11 protein-coding genes and 13 tRNA genes are annotated in these 14795 nt (G+C 41.0%); 7 read left to right on the forward strand and 17 right to left on the reverse strand.

The features are described from left to right. Positions 1-243: 243 nt before the first annotated feature. The 3 genes from fadJ to BDD30_RS04320 form a co-directional block, all read right to left on the reverse strand. Positions 244-2427 carry a fatty acid oxidation complex subunit alpha FadJ gene (fadJ, locus tag BDD30_RS04310; protein WP_015833562.1) on the reverse strand — a complete coding sequence of 728 codons (2184 nt, stop codon included), beginning with the start codon at positions 2425-2427 and terminating at the stop codon, positions 244-246. Then, positions 2427-3737, reverse strand: a complete 1311-nt coding sequence (fadI, locus tag BDD30_RS04315) for an acetyl-CoA C-acyltransferase FadI (protein ID WP_015833561.1) — start codon at positions 3735-3737, stop codon at positions 2427-2429. The genes fadJ and fadI overlap by 1 nt, the downstream gene beginning before the upstream one ends. A gap of 291 nt (positions 3738-4028) precedes the next feature. Then, the gene (locus BDD30_RS04320) at positions 4029-4310 is read right to left on the reverse strand and encodes a YfcZ/YiiS family protein (RefSeq protein ID WP_015833560.1); all 282 of its coding nucleotides are present in this window, start codon (positions 4308-4310) and stop codon (positions 4029-4031) included. A gap of 357 nt (positions 4311-4667) precedes the next feature. Here BDD30_RS04320 and fadL point away from each other — a divergent pair, with 357 nt between their 5' ends. Beyond that, the gene (fadL, locus tag BDD30_RS04325) at positions 4668-5987 is read left to right on the forward strand and encodes a long-chain fatty acid transporter FadL (RefSeq protein ID WP_041381695.1); all 1320 of its coding nucleotides are present in this window, start codon (positions 4668-4670) and stop codon (positions 5985-5987) included. 75 nt (positions 5988-6062) lie between these two features. Here the strand turns inward: fadL and mlaA are convergent, their stop codons facing one another. After that, positions 6063-6815 (reverse strand): phospholipid-binding lipoprotein MlaA, encoded by a 753-nt coding sequence (mlaA, locus tag BDD30_RS04330; RefSeq protein WP_015833558.1) that lies wholly within the window; start codon positions 6813-6815, stop codon positions 6063-6065. Positions 6816-7011: 196 nt separating this feature from the next. On the opposite strand from mlaA, the gene BDD30_RS04335 reads away from it, so the two are divergent. After that, positions 7012-7086 (forward strand) — tRNA-Arg (locus BDD30_RS04335). A gap of 161 nt (positions 7087-7247) precedes the next feature. Continuing rightward, positions 7248-7379 (forward strand): hypothetical protein, encoded by a 132-nt coding sequence (locus tag BDD30_RS24605; protein ID WP_282958019.1) that lies wholly within the window; start codon positions 7248-7250, stop codon positions 7377-7379. 754 nt (positions 7380-8133) lie between these two features. Here the strand turns inward: BDD30_RS24605 and glk are convergent. The 11 genes from glk to BDD30_RS04390 form a co-directional block, all read right to left on the reverse strand. Then, on the reverse strand, positions 8134-9099 hold the full coding sequence (glk, locus tag BDD30_RS04340; protein ID WP_015833557.1) for a glucokinase: 966 nt from the start codon (positions 9097-9099) through the stop codon (positions 8134-8136). A gap of 237 nt (positions 9100-9336) precedes the next feature. Then, positions 9337-9476: transfer RNA gene (locus BDD30_RS04345), tRNA-Lys, on the reverse strand. Positions 9477-9515: 39 nt separating this feature from the next. Then, a tRNA-Lys gene (locus BDD30_RS23435) sits at positions 9516-9655 on the reverse strand. A 39-nt stretch (positions 9656-9694) separates the two neighbouring features. Next, a tRNA-Lys gene (locus BDD30_RS04355) sits at positions 9695-9834 on the reverse strand. Between the two features lie 39 nt (positions 9835-9873). After that, positions 9874-10013 (reverse strand) — tRNA-Lys (locus BDD30_RS23440). 39 nt (positions 10014-10052) lie between these two features. Further along, positions 10053-10192 (reverse strand) — tRNA-Lys (locus BDD30_RS04365). A 39-nt stretch (positions 10193-10231) separates the two neighbouring features. Then, a tRNA-Lys gene (locus BDD30_RS04370) sits at positions 10232-10307 on the reverse strand. A 38-nt stretch (positions 10308-10345) separates the two neighbouring features. Further along, positions 10346-10421 (reverse strand) — tRNA-Lys (locus tag BDD30_RS04375). Positions 10422-10462: 41 nt separating this feature from the next. Then, a tRNA-Val gene (locus BDD30_RS04380) sits at positions 10463-10538 on the reverse strand. A 43-nt stretch (positions 10539-10581) separates the two neighbouring features. Further along, positions 10582-10657: transfer RNA gene (locus tag BDD30_RS04385), tRNA-Val, on the reverse strand. A 30-nt stretch (positions 10658-10687) separates the two neighbouring features. Next, positions 10688-10763 (reverse strand) — tRNA-Val (locus BDD30_RS04390). 270 nt (positions 10764-11033) lie between these two features. Here BDD30_RS04390 and gltX point away from each other — a divergent pair. The 3 genes from gltX to BDD30_RS04405 all read left to right on the forward strand — a co-directional run bounded on the left by gltX (position 11034) and on the right by BDD30_RS04405 (position 12929). Next, positions 11034-12452 (forward strand): glutamate--tRNA ligase, encoded by a 1419-nt coding sequence (gene gltX / locus BDD30_RS04395; protein ID WP_015833556.1) that lies wholly within the window; start codon positions 11034-11036, stop codon positions 12450-12452. A 262-nt stretch (positions 12453-12714) separates the two neighbouring features. Then, positions 12715-12790, forward strand: a tRNA-Ala gene (locus BDD30_RS04400). A 63-nt stretch (positions 12791-12853) separates the two neighbouring features. Beyond that, positions 12854-12929: transfer RNA gene (locus tag BDD30_RS04405), tRNA-Ala, on the forward strand. Positions 12930-13003: 74 nt separating this feature from the next. Here BDD30_RS04405 and BDD30_RS04410 read toward each other — a convergent pair. Beyond that, entirely contained in the window at positions 13004-13228 is a 225-nt protein-coding gene (locus BDD30_RS04410; protein WP_015833555.1) for a DUF3820 family protein, read from the reverse strand. A gap of 84 nt (positions 13229-13312) precedes the next feature. Beyond that, positions 13313-14497, reverse strand: coding sequence for a NupC/NupG family nucleoside CNT transporter (locus BDD30_RS04415; protein WP_041381693.1), 1185 nt, complete (start codon positions 14495-14497; stop codon positions 13313-13315). A gap of 14 nt (positions 14498-14511) precedes the next feature. Here BDD30_RS04415 and BDD30_RS23445 point away from each other — a divergent pair, with 14 nt between their 5' ends. Next, on the forward strand, positions 14512-14673 hold the full coding sequence (locus tag BDD30_RS23445) for a hypothetical protein (RefSeq protein ID WP_170152942.1): 162 nt from the start codon (positions 14512-14514) through the stop codon (positions 14671-14673). Positions 14674-14795 lie beyond the last annotated feature (122 nt).

Genomic DNA, 14795 nt, shown 5'->3' on the forward strand with positions numbered 1-14795 from the left:
ACAAAAACATTTCAGTATATAGTGAACGAACATCCTGCTGTGACTACTCCCCATTCTGAACCAAAAATTATCGCAAAAGGCTCGTGTTTCTTACTAAAACAAAGGCAAAAAATGATTTAACCACAATTTCAATTGATCTTACTGAAATTCAAAAGGGATTTTGTTATTCAAAAATCCTAAAGATGATGCCGGCGCTCCAATATGGTGCCGGCATCGATTTCTTCAAAAATGCAACATAGGTTACTATGGATAGAAATTTTTATTCTGTTCAGCCATTTTCACCAAACGCTCACAAGGTACGAATCTATCTCCATACTGACTTTCCAACCTACGTAGAATTTCCACCACCCTGGCACAACCAAGGCTATCAATATAGCGGAAGGGGCCACCAAAGAATGGTGGAAAACCTATACCAAATACCGCACCAATATCACCATCACGCGGACTTCTGATAATCCCTTCATCCAAACAACGAACGGCTTCATTAAGCATCAACATCACACAACGCTGAGCAATTTCTGAAGAAAGCATACGAGATTCAGGCTTTATATTCATCAAGGTATAAATTGAACTATCAACTTTTTTACCTTTCTTACCCATCCGCCAAAATTTTCCGGATTCTGATGTATATAAATAGAAACCACGACCGTTTTTCCTACCTTTGCGACCATCTTTCAGTACAACATTAAGAGATTCAGGAGCCGCAAAACGTTGCCCTAATTGCTCTACCAAAATAGGCATAATTTTGGTGCCAACATCAATTCCTACTTCATCCAATAAATTAATTGGCCCTATTGGAAAACCAAAATTAACCAGAGCCTTATCTATACGATCAATTGGCTCTCCTGCTACCAGGCAATTTGATGCCTCACTGATATAAGGAACAAGGATACGGTTTACATAAAATCCGGCTTTATCACCTACCACAATAGCGGTTTTACCCTGCTTCTTAGCCAAAGCAACTGCTGTAGCAATCGTTTTCTCACTGGTGTCTTTATGTGGAATAACTTCCACCAGAGGCATTTTATCTACCGGGCTGAAATAATGCAGACCAATAACCTGCTCTGGTCGTTGAGCTTTTTCAGCAATCTGATGGATAGGAAGCGAAGATGTATTAGATGCAAATACCGTTTCCGGTTTGGTATTCGCTTCAATTTCTGCCACCATTTGTTGTTTCAGTGATAAATCTTCAAATACCGCCTCAACAACAATATCTACCTGTTCGAAACCACTATAATCCGTCGTTCCTGAAATAAGCATCATTTGCTGATCTCGTTCTACCGGACGTAATCGTTTTTGTTTCACGCGCTTGGACAGTAAATCCCAAGAGTACTTTAATGCCTGGCTAATACCCTTTTCATTAATATCTTTAATACGCGCTGGTAATTTGCCCCGGGTAGCTGTTACATTCGCAATTCCCCCACCCATCAAACCACCACCTAATATGCCAACACGTTCAATTTTTGCTGGTTTCTCTGATGAACCAGTCTCATTTTTCAATGACGTTGCGGCAAAAAATAGATTGCGTAAAGCGGCAGATTCCCGTGTCATTGCTAGTTCACCAAATGCCATTGCCTCGGCCCGTAAACCTTGATTCATGCCTTTTTCAAGACCTTCTTTGACAACGTCAATAATTCGTTCAGTTGCAGGATAATGCCCACGAGTTTTCGCCAGTGTTTTTTTACGAACGATATTAAACAAAAAGTATCTTCCGACAGGCCCTACCAATAACCGCTGTTGCCACGGTAAAGACTTACGCATAGGAATGCCTTTTTTGACTTTTTCAACAGCAATTTCCAGCAAAATATCCAATGGCACAGCATCATCCACGACTCCCAGCCGCAATGCCTGTCTTGCTCTTAATTGCTTACCTGTCAGGATCATATCCAACGCTGAACTAACACCAATAAGTCTCGGCAATCGCTGAGTACCACCTGAACCAGGTAATAATCCAAGCTGAACCTCAGGTAATCCAAGACGGGTTTTATCATCCAGTGAACATATACGCCAATGACATGCCAGCGCTAATTCCAAACCACCTCCCAAACAAGCACCATGAATTGCCGCTACAACAGGCAAAGGATAATTGGCTATCTGAGAAAATAACTTTTGCCCCTTTTCAGCCAGATCTTGTGCTTCTTCTTTGGTTTTACATCCAGCAATCATCGAAATATCAGCACCGGCAATAAAATTGTCCGGTTTACCGGAAATCAATATTAATCCTTTAAGGCCAGAAACCTGCTGAGCTTGTTTGAAAACATGCAGAAATTGATCAACAAATTCTGCTTTCAGCGTATTTACTTTTTCTCCTGGCACATCAATCGTGATAACACCGATTTTATCCGGCCTGACATCAAAATTGAAAACAGAAGCAGCCTGTTTTGTATCTGTAGTAACGGCTACAGTATCATTCTGAAACTGAGTCATTATTCTACCTCCAATACCATAGCTGTACCCAACCCGCCAGCAGCACAAGCGGTTGTTAATCCAAGCCCCCCTCCACGGCGACGCAACTCATTCAATACCTGAGTCACCATGCGAGCTCCTGTTGCTGCAAACGGATGCCCATAAGCAATTGAACCACCTAAGACATTAAATTTATCCATATCTACTTCACCAATTGCTTGAGCACGCCCTAATTTATTACGGGCAAACTCATCACTGGCAAACATTTTCAAGTTTGCCAATGTCTGAGCAGCAAAAGCTTCATGCATATCAATTAAAGTTAAATCTTTCAGCGTAATACCGGCACGTTCGAGCGCTATTGGCGTCGCATACGATGGACCCAATAGCATATCCTGCCAAACATCAATCGCTGAGAATGCATAACTACGCAGATAACCCAGCGGTTTTATTCCCCATTCTTTAGCCACAGACTCACGCATCAACATGACTGCTGCGGCGCCGTCTGTCAGTGGTGTACTATTTGCCACGGTCACCGTTCCATACTTGCGATCAAATGCCGGGCGCAACTTTGCATAAGAAGTTAAGACTGAATTTTTACGAATATTATTGTCTTCAGGCAATGCTTCACGATATGGAGGAAAATGGGCTGTCATGACCTCATCAGACAACAAACCCTGTTCCCAGGCTTTTGCTGCAAGAATATGGGAACGATGTGCCAACGCATCCTGATCTTCCCGACTGATACGATAAGTCTTCGCCATTTGTTCTGCGGTATCTCCCATACGCAGACCTGTCGAATATTCTGCTACGGCCGGAGATACGGGCAATAAGTCACGAAATTTGAGGCGACTAAGTAATTTAAGACGCTGTGGCAAAGATTTCGCTTTATTCATATCAACAAGGGTACGAGCCAGAGATTTAGTTACACCAATCGGTAATACAGAAGAAGAATCTGCACCACCCGCAATCCCGATATTCACCGTACCAGCCATAATGCTTTCCGCCACATTGGCAATCGCCTGAAAACTGGTCGCACATGCACGAGATACGCTGTAAGCATCTGTATTCACACTTAACCCAGTACCAAGAACGATTTCACGGGCAATATTTGGCGCTTCAGGCATTTGCACTACTTGTCCAAACACCAGTTGGTCAATCTTTTCAGGGAGTAAACCACTTCTGGCTACCAGTTCATTGACCACTGATTTACCCAAATCCACAGCCGGTATGCCGTGATACGATGTTGCCTGTTTAGCAAATGGAATACGTAGACCGCTGACAATTGCGATACGATCACCTTGCTGTGTCACTTTTGTTAAAGGACGACTCATAACGGCTCCTGAAAAATTATTATTAACTACCTCAAATTACTGAAAAAATTTTTTGACCAACCTGGACAGGTCAGACCTGACAGATCATTGTTAGCGTAATGTTTATAAATAGCAAACCTGAATAAACTAAAAATGAGAGCGAGCGCAACTTTAATTTACTTAATGTCTAAATGATCTCAATGCCTCTTCGAGCATGTTCGCAAGCAGTAAAAAAGAAATAACGATTAAGGAGGGACTAAGTGAAATACCTCCGCTACCTACTTAAGACAACGGAGAATACCCGCTCTTGAATTAACGCAATCCCAACTGGAAAATCAGTGTTTCTGCCTGGCAACAGAAAACGAAATTAGCAATCAGTTGAACACCATCCTGAACGGGCTCAATTTTATGATTAATAACACAGGGTTCTGATTCAATAAATTTTGCTTTTTCAATCAAAATATTCAGCATTCCCTCTGCTTCCTGTTTATTAGCAAAAACGTGTTGGTAAGATACAATGCAGTCTGTATTATCTATCACCGTACCTACATCTACGCAGCAGCAAGCAGCCGTCTCTTCTGCATTATATTTCATTAGTCATACTCCACTCTCCAAATATTAATCACTTATCTTAATATTTTATTCCTCCCATCATCGGAGAACTAGTACTTACTTTTTATGAGTATATTTATCCTACCGAAATGAAATCTGATTTCAAAAATCCATTTTTAAACGTTTTTATTAACACCTAAAATCATTTTTTTGTTAACTGAGTCGCGTTTTTGATATCAATTTGGACATATTTTAAAAACATTCTTGCAACACCAACAGATGTCAGACCTATACTTCACCACTGGTCTGATTTGTCATGAAGGCAAACCGACTCTACAATCCTGCGCTCCTTGCTAAGTTAAGTGGCATAGTTAAATAATAAACAAGAGGGTTTTGGTCATGAACCAGAAAAACCTGTTCACCCGTTCAGCATTAGCGGTTGCAGTGGCTCTAATTTCATCCAACGCGGGTGCCGCTGGTTTCCAGTTAAATGAATTTTCTACTTCGGCTTTGGGCCGGGCTTTTTCCGGGGAAGGCGTTGTTGCTGATAACGCAACGGTAGGAAGCCGTAACCCAGCAGCAATGACTCTGTTTGATCGCCCATCATTTTCTATCGGTGCTATCTATATCAACCCAGATGTTGATATTACAGGTAAATCACCGGTGACGGGTAAAAGTACTAATGCTAAAAATATTGCTCCAGTAGCTTGGATACCTAACCTACATTTCATTATGCCTATTGATGATCAATGGTTTGTTGGTACTTCAGTCACTACTAACTTTGGACTGGCTACTGATTTTAGCAATAACTACGAAGCGGGCCTTATCGGCGGCAAAACTGACCTGACAACGTTAAACTTCAACCTGAGCGGAGCTTATCGACTAAACGATAACTTCAGCTTCGGTTTAGGGTTGAATGCTATCTATGCAGACGCAGAAATTACCCGTCATGCGGGTATTCTGGCACAACAAACTGGGGGTATGCTAAAACCAACAGATGAAGTTGCTAATCTGCAAGGTAAAGATTGGGGCTATGGCTGGAACGCAGGCATCATGTATGAAGTGGATGAAAATAACCGCTACAGCCTGACTTACCGTTCTAAAGTTAAAGTTAAATTTAAAGACGGTGACTATAAAAATGATATTCCTCCCGTGCGAGGCGCAATACTAAAGCAGCAAAGAGGAATCTCTCTACCTGCAACCGGAGGCCAAACTATTGGCGGCAGATTAGACCTCAATTTGCCGGACATCTGGGAAGTTTCTGGTTACAACCGCGTAGCACCTAAATGGGCTATACACTATAGCCTGGCATATACGGGCTGGAGTGAGTTTGATGAACTGAAAGGGACCAAAAATAAAGATGGCTCAGTTCTGTTTAGTAAACATGAAGGCTTCAAAGATGCCTATCGTATTGCCTTAGGTGCAACTTATTATCACGATGACAACTGGACATTCCGTACTGGTATCGCTTTTGATGACAGTCCAATTCCGGCTGAAAACCGTTCTATTTCTATTCCTGATCAAGACCGTTTCTGGTTAAGTGCTGGTGCAACCTACGCATTTAATAAAGACATGTCTGTAGACGTAGGTGTTTCTTATATGCATGGACAGAAAGTCACGGTTAAAGAGAAGTTGCATGAAAAACTACCTTACACATATGAATTTGATGCAAAAGGTTCTGCCTGGTTATATGGTGTGAACTTCAACTATGCATTCTAATCAAATGTAGTTTTCAAAAAAGGATAGCTCTACGGCTATCCTTTTTATTTATGAAGTTAACTCAGACAATGACTATCAATCAATACTGTCCAAATCATCCTGTAATGCTTCAGCATTGGGATTTTTTGTAGATTCCAGTTTACCGCCGCTTGCCATAAAGTCATGGCTCTGGAAGTAAGCCTCTCGCATCATCAGATACGGATCAGATGAATTCATCAACAAACCATCAGAATCCAGTAAACGAGCACGAGTTTCAATACCTTCAAACACCCACTTACCAGCTGACATCCAAATGGTCAAATAACTCAACATTGGATAAGTCATATCAGCCCAGTTTCCCCCTTCATCACGCAGAGTAAAACTGCCATAGCCGGGTAATACAACATAAGGACCATATCCCACATCATAATAGCCCAAAGTACTACCAAAACGGTTTGGCTCTTCTTTTGCCAACTTAGGGTTTGCCATAGTTGCAACATCAATCAAACCACCTATACCCCAAATGGTATTCAGGAAAAAACGATTAAAATGTTTCATTCCCTGATATGGGTTACCACGCAAGAAACTGTTTACCATACTGGCTGGTTCTTCGAGATTACTAAGAAAATTACCCAAACCATTTCGTACAGGCATCGGTACATAATCGCGCCACGTTACAGCTACCGGACGTAAGATATAGGGATCAAGGACATTATAATTAAAGTTGAACATTGTACGGTTAAAACCTTCCAGAGGATCTGCACGCCCCTGTTCAACACTATTAGATGAACCGGCACATCCCACAAGTAATGTAGCTGTAAGAACGATTCCGCCCAAACGATACTTCATACAATTCTCCAAGTAACAACCTTTTAGATCCGGCAAACCAATCTTGTCGCATTACCTGCCGATGATCATCAATAAATATAAATATTACTGACAATTCAATTTGAATGGTACTCAATTTGAGTGGTTGCTAAATAGGCAAACAGTTCATAACACCTTATATTAAGAAAAAAAAGCAGTTATAATGCGGCAGTTGTCTGTCCCCTTAGTTAAATGGATATAACGAGCCCCTCCTAAGGGCTAATTGCAGGTTCGATTCCTGCAGGGGACGCCATTAGCAGAACCAATAACCACATATGCAATATTTTGAGAAATGTAAGAAAATATTACGATAATATATGAATAAAATAATATTATTTTCATATGTATACCCAATAGATTTCAAGATGCATCGCGACGGCAAGGGAGCGAATCGCCGGGAGCATAGATAACTATGTGACCGGGGTGAGTGAGTGCAGCCAACAAAGAGGCAACTTGAAAGATAACAGGTATAAATTAATATTTTTATATAACAAATCAAATATAAAGTTTTATTTAACTTACCAAGATTATAAATATTCTAAATAAATTCAAGGTCATTTAATTTTATTGGTTTTTTCAACAAATCATATTCTTGTTAATTCGTTCAAAAAAAAATTGAATATATTTAATCATGCATTTAAAATTTCATATCAAACCTAAAAATTCATTACAATATTTATTTAAAACATGATTTAACTTTATTTTAAGATTTAAATAATATCATTAAAAACTAATTATAAGAATAATAATCTCCAATAAAAACATAACCGACCCATTATAAAATAAAACCTTCAACAATTTCAATTAAATAAAATATAATTAAATCTAAAAATTATTTATAATCCCACCTACAATTCTATAGTAACCAAGAAATAAATATATTATCTAAAATCCAACTGGAGTATTTTTATTATTGATTTAAAAATCTTATTATTCCTCCAACGATAAAACATGAAAATAAAAACCAAAAAAACTTAACTTTATTTTTATATTGATTAGTAAAAACAAAAATAACATAAAAGCATCACATAAAAAACAATAAAAATAACAACTAATATTTTCTCATAATTATTTAACTCATCAATTTACATTTAATAAATGTCACACTTTAAAAAATTTTAACCAGATATATACCCCATAGATTTCGAGTTACAAAGCGACGGCAAGTGAACAAATCCCCAGGAGCATAGATAACTATGTGACTGGGGTGAGTGAAAGCAGCCAACAAAGCAGCAACTTGAAGGATGAAGGGTATATACAATTATTAATTCTAATATGTATATATCTGTGTCTTTATAACTTAGGCAATCAACGATAACTGTTGCCGTAAATATGTCCCCGAACCTAGCAATCCAGGTTGTGGATGAGTAATCAAATAAACAGGAATCTGTTGTATTAATGTTTTAAAGCGCCCTTTATCTTCAAACCCATACAAGAAATTTGACTGCTTAAAAAAATCAAGAAATCGTGGCACTATACCACCAGCGATATACACACCACCAAAAGTTCCCAGATTTAACGCTAAATTTCCGCCAAATCTCCCCATGATTTCACAAAATAATGAGAGAGCACGATGGCAATATTGGCAACTTTCATCCAGCGCTCGCTGTGTCACTGTTTCTGGTTCCAAATCTTCCGGCTGACTATGATTCAAAATAGTAATGGCCTGATAGAGATTCACCAGTCCACTACCAGATAAGATTCTTTCGACCGAAACATGGCCCAGTTTGCGGCGCAAAACAGCCAATATTGCATCTTGCTCTTCACTATTCGCTGCAAAATCCACATGACCACCCTCACCAGGCAAACTTATCCATTGTTTGTCCACTTTTATCAGATGAGCCACTCCAAGGCCAGTTCCAGCTCCATAAACAGCAATCGGTTTATCTTCAACCGCCTTCCCCCCTCCCAACTGAACTTTATGTTCCTCTGTCAACATTGGAATAGCCATAGAGACGGCAGTGAAATCATTAATAACATCTAATTTTTCTAGCTTAAGCGCCTGTTTCAGCTCACTAATAGAAAATGCCCATTGGTTATTAGTCATTTCAACCCAATCACCACTGATCGGGCAAGCAATAGCGATACAAGCACAAGTTACTACTGTTTTTTGCTCCGCCAAATAGTGGCTAATAATAGACTCTAATCCAGCGTATTGTCTTGCGTTATATGTTTCAATCTGCTCAATAGCCCCATTTTTCAAATTACAAAGTGCTAATCTGGCATTCGTGCCACCAATATCAGCCACCAGTCCATAGAGATTCATTTTTATATCCCAATAATTAACTAGTACAACAATATATGTAAAGCTTATCTCATCTAGCATTATTGGTATATAGGTAGTTTGAGCGCGAATAACTCTCATAATTAAGGCATACACGTAGTATATGAAGTTAGTTTGCCCTCATTCGAATCTGTAACCATTGTTCAAAATCCAACAGTTCTACTGACTGAGCTAATGACCCACCCGGGATGGTATTTTGATTTAACTAGGCTTTTTAGATGGTGGGTCGTGCAGGATGACTCGGGCTACGCCCTCGCCCTTCGGGCCAGCGCTAAAGCGCTGTTGTCTCGCTTCGCTCGGCTCGAACCTGCGAACAATTGGTTAAAAGCCCACTGCTCTACCGACTGAGCTAACAACCCACCCGGGATGGTATTTTGATTTAACTAGGCTTTTTTGAATGGTGGGTCGTGCAGGATGACTCGGGCTATACCCTCGCCCTTCGGGCCAGCGCTAAAGCGCTGTTGTCTCGCTTCGCTCGGCTCGAACCTGCGACCAATTGATTAAAAGTCAACTGCTCTACCGACTGAGCTAACGACCCATCTGAGATGGTATTCTGATTTAACTAGGCTTTTTTGAATGGTGGGTCGTGCAGGATGACTCGGGCTACGCCCTCGCCCTTCGGGCCAGCGCTAAAGCGCTGTTGTCTCGCTTCGCTCGGCTCGAACCTGCGACCAATTGATTAAGAGCCAACTGCTCTACCGACTGAGCTAACAACCCACCCGGGATGGTATTTTGATTTAACTAGGCTTTTTTGAATGGTGGGTCGTGCAGGATGACTCGGGCTATACCCTCGCCCTTCGGGCCAGCGCTAAAGCGCTGTTGTCTCGCTTCGCTCGGCTCGAACCTGCGACCAATTGATTAAAAGTCAACTGCTCTACCGACTGAGCTAACGACCCATCTGAGATGGTATTCTGATTTAACTAGGCTTTTTTGAATGGTGGGTCGTGCAGGATGACTCGGGCTACGCCCTCGCCCTTCGGGCCAGCGCTAAAGCGCTGTTGTCTCGCTTCGCTCGGCTCGAACCTGCGACCAATTGATTAAGAGCCAACTGCTCTACCGACTGAGCTAACAACCCACCCGGGATGGTATTTTGATTTAACTAGGCTTTTTTGAATGGTGGGTCGTGCAGGATTCGAACCTGCGACCAATTGATTAAAAGTCAACTGCTCTACCGACTGAGCTAACGACCCATCTGAGATGGTATTCTGATTTAACTAGGCTTTTTGAATGGTGGGTCGTGCAGGATTCGAACCTGCGACCAATTGATTAAAAGTCAACTGCTCTACCGACTGAGCTAACGACCCATGCCAAAAATACACAATACCGCTGGAACAATCTAATGAAGTGGTGGGCGATACCAGATTCGAACTGATGACCCCCTCCTTGTAAGGGAGATGCTCTACCAACTGAGCTAATCGCCCACTTCAATGACTATCACTGCATTTATACCACTGAATCTATGATTGGTGGGCGATACCAGATTCGAACTGATGACCCCCTCCTTGTAAGGGAGATGCTCTACCAACTGAGCTAATCGCCCAATCATAAAATCATTTTTATCACAACGAGATGGTGGGCGATACCAGATTCGAACTGATGACCCCCTCCTTGTAAGGGAGATGCTCTACCAACTGAGCTAATCGCCCCGTCGTGATGGAGTCGCATTATAGGGATAGTTCAAGATGAGTCAACGCTTTTTCTAGGGAAAAATATCGTTCGTCTCAAAATTAAACAAACGTGAGATAATTATCATCACTTAGGGTATAGTTTAAGCAGATATGCTGACTTTTCTCAACAACACCCCGCTAACAGCATTGAGGAATTAAGGTGCAGTGATAAAATAACCCCCCACTTTATTACTTTAAATCACCAATAACGTTCATTGAAAAGTGAAACGTAATTAAGGGCAATCCCCAATGCGTAAAATTAAAACCCGTTTTGCACCTAGCCCAACTGGCTATCTCCATGTTGGTGGTGCACGTACCGCACTTTATTCCTGGTTATACAGCCGCCATAATAAAGGCGAATTTGTATTGCGTATCGAAGATACTGATCTTGAACGCTCAACTCAGGAAGCCATTGATGCTATTATGGACGGTATGAACTGGTTAAATCTGAATTGGGATGAAGGCCCTTTTTATCAGACAAAACGTTTTGATCGTTATAACCAAGTCATTGATCAAATGTTAGAACAAGGGTCTGCTTACTATTGCTATTGTTCTAAAGATCGTTTAGAACAATTGCGCGAAACTCAGATGGCCAATGGCGAGAAGCCCCGTTACGACGGACATTGCCGTGATAGTCAATGTCAGCATAACCCAGATCAACCCCATGTTGTTCGTTTCCGTAATCCACAAGAAGGCTCTGTTATTTTCAATGATAGTATCCGTGGCCCAATTGAATTCAGTAATCAGGAGCTTGATGATCTGATTATCCGCCGTACCGATGGCTCACCAACCTATAATTTCTGTGTGGTTATTGATGATTGGGATATGGAAATTACCCATGTAATTCGCGGTGAAGACCATATTAATAATACACCACGTCAAATCAATATCCTGAAAGCTCTGGGTGCTCCAGTTCCAGAGTACGCACACGTTTCAATGATTCTAGGGGATGATGGCAAAAAACTATCCAAACGCCACGGGGCTGTCAGCGTTATGCAATACCGCGATGATGGCTACCTGCCAGAAGCATTGCTGAATTATCTGGTTCGCCTAGGTTGGTCACACGGTGATCAAGAGATTTTTAGTCTTGAAGAGATGACCGAGTTTTTCAGTCTTGATGCTATCAATAAATCGGCTAGTGCATTCAATACGGAAAAATTGCAATGGCTAAACCATCATTACATTAATACTCTACCCCCAGAGAAAGTTGCTGTTCATCTGGCATGGCATATTGAGCAGCAAGGTATTGATACCCGTAATGGTCCACAGCTGGTTGATCTGATTAAGTTATTGGGTGAACGCTGCAAAACTTTGAAAGAAATGGCTGAATCCTGCCGCTACTTTTATGAAGATTTGACTGAGTTTGATACAGATGCAGCGAAGAAACATTTGCGCCCAGTTGCCCGTCAACCCCTTGAAGTTGTTCATTCAAAGCTGGCTTCAATTACTGACTGGACAGCAGAAAATGTTCATCATGCCATTCAATCTACAGCCGATGAATTGGAAGTTGGTATGGGTAAAGTCGGTATGCCGCTGCGCGTGGCTGCCACTGGTGCCGGGCAGTCTCCGGGTTTAGATGTGACTATTCATGCTATCGGGCAAACCCGTACTCTATCTCGCATTAATCAGGCTCTGGAATTCATTGCTCAGCGTGAAACCCAACAGTAATTAATGCAATAAAGGCATCACTAACTCTATAGCGGTGCCTTTCTTTCCTAAAAAAGCTTTCATTTAGCTGATCACATTATCCATCGATATCATACGCCCTAAGCTGATTTCTCTCTCACTGCAACCCATTGCCTAACCTTTATTTTATCGATTTATCACAAAAATGATGACTTTTTCAACGCTCGTTCTGAGAATGATAAGTTAGCCGTTGACAGTATTTGCTGGGTTTCATATTATGCGCCCCGTTCCATTAATTTTGATTGGGGCTATAGCTCAGCTGGGAGAGCGCTTGCATGGCATGCAAGAGGTCAGCGGTTCGATCCCGCTTAGCTCCACCAAATACTTTAACCAGAATAAAGTATTTGGTACTAAAATCTAAAATTAATGAAAACCACAATCGTGGGGCTATAGCTCAGCTGGGAGAGCGCTTGCATGGCATGCAAGAGGTCAGCGGTTCGATCCCGCTTAGCTCCACCAAAATTATTAGGCCCTGAAAGCTATGCTTTCAGGGCCTTTTCTCATTATCATTTATCACTACCATTAATAAGTTTTCACTTCGGTTGATTCTTTTTCAATGGTTTCACCAGTGAATCTAACCCTTCTATTTTTATTGCCAAAGTCATCTCCATCAGTGCCCCCAATTTTCCTTGTGGAAATTCACCCTTGCGGGCAAACCACAGTAAATATTCTTCGGGTAAATCAATCAGCATACGCCCTTTATATTTCCCAAACGGCATAACAGTATTAGCAATTTCTATCAAGTTTTCTTTTTCCATAATTTACATGTACATAAGGAGAAATATGCGAAAAGGAAGCTGCACCATTCATGATGCAACATTCCACGATAAAAAGTTATCCTTTTACAGCACCAAACCTGCAATAGCTGCGGATAGAAAACTAACAAGAGTTGAACCAAACAGGAGTTTCAAACCAAAGCGAGAAACTACGTTACCCTGTTTCTCATTCAAGCCCTTAATCGCACCTGCAACAATCCCAATTGAAGAGAAATTAGCAAAGGAAACCAAGAATACCGACAAAATACCCTGTGAACGCGGAGAAATTTCTGTAGTAATTGACTGCAAACTATGCATCGCAACAAATTCGTTAGAAACCAGTTTAGTTGCCATGATGCTGCCGACCTGCAACGCTTCATCAGCTGGGATACCAACCACCCAAGCAAATGGATAGAAAACATAACCCAACGTTTCCTGGAAATCCTTATCAAAAATCATGCTAAACAGCGCGTTAATAGCTGCAATCAGAGCAATGAAACCAATCAACATAGCAGCGACAATCAATGCCACCTTAAAACCAGCCAAAATATATTCACCTAGCATTTCGAAGAAACTTTGACTTTCGTGAAGATTACTCATCTGAATATCTTCTTCACTGTCAACAGTATACGGGTTAATTAGTGACAAAATGATAAAAGTGCTAAACATATTAAGCACCAGTGCCGCCACAACATATTTAGGCTCCAGAATTGTCATGTAAGCACCAACTATCGACATAGAAACCGTTGACATTGCAGTCGCCGCCATTGTGTACATTCGGCGTTCAGACATTTTTCCTAATACGTCTTTATAGGCAATAAAGTTTTCAGACTGACCCAATATCAAAGAACTGACCGCATTAAATGATTCTAGTTTACCCATGCCGTTAACTTTAGACAGTAGAGTACCGATAACTCGGATAACGATTGGTAATACTTTGATATGCTGTAAAATTCCAATCAATGCGGAAATAAAGATAATGGGACACAATACATTCAGAAAAAAGAACGCCAGTTTTGCACCCATCATGCCGCCAAAAATGAATTCAGTCCCTTCACGCGCAAATTTCAGCAATTGTTCAAATAAACCAGCAAATCCCATGACAAATTCCTGACCAGCATCAGAATTCAGGAAAAACCACGCCAGAACAAGCTCAATAACAAGCAACTGAATAATATAGCGAGGGCGAATCCCTTTACGGTTACTACTCGCCAGAATAGCAAGACCACCAATAACAACCAGAGCTAAAAGGAAATGCAGGATCTGAAACATATCATACTCCAAACATGAGAGAGCTAGTTTTAAATGCATTCTATACCCTATGGATTTCAAGATGCATCGCAACGGCAAGGGAGCGAATCCCCGGGAGCATAGATAACGCTGTGACCGGGGTGAGTGAGTACAGCCAACAAAGAGGCAACTTGAAAGATAACGGGTATATGCAATAAGAGCCAACAAAATAGGATAAATATCACACTAGGCTGAAATAATTCTTGTCCTAAATCTTTATTTAGTGAGATTGATCACATTTTTAACTGAATCGTGTAAGCTAGATTTAAAAACACCTCAT

Origin of the sequence: Photorhabdus asymbiotica, from assembly GCF_003634575.1 — a bacterium.
Lineage (GTDB): Bacteria > Pseudomonadota > Gammaproteobacteria > Enterobacterales > Enterobacteriaceae > Photorhabdus > Photorhabdus asymbiotica.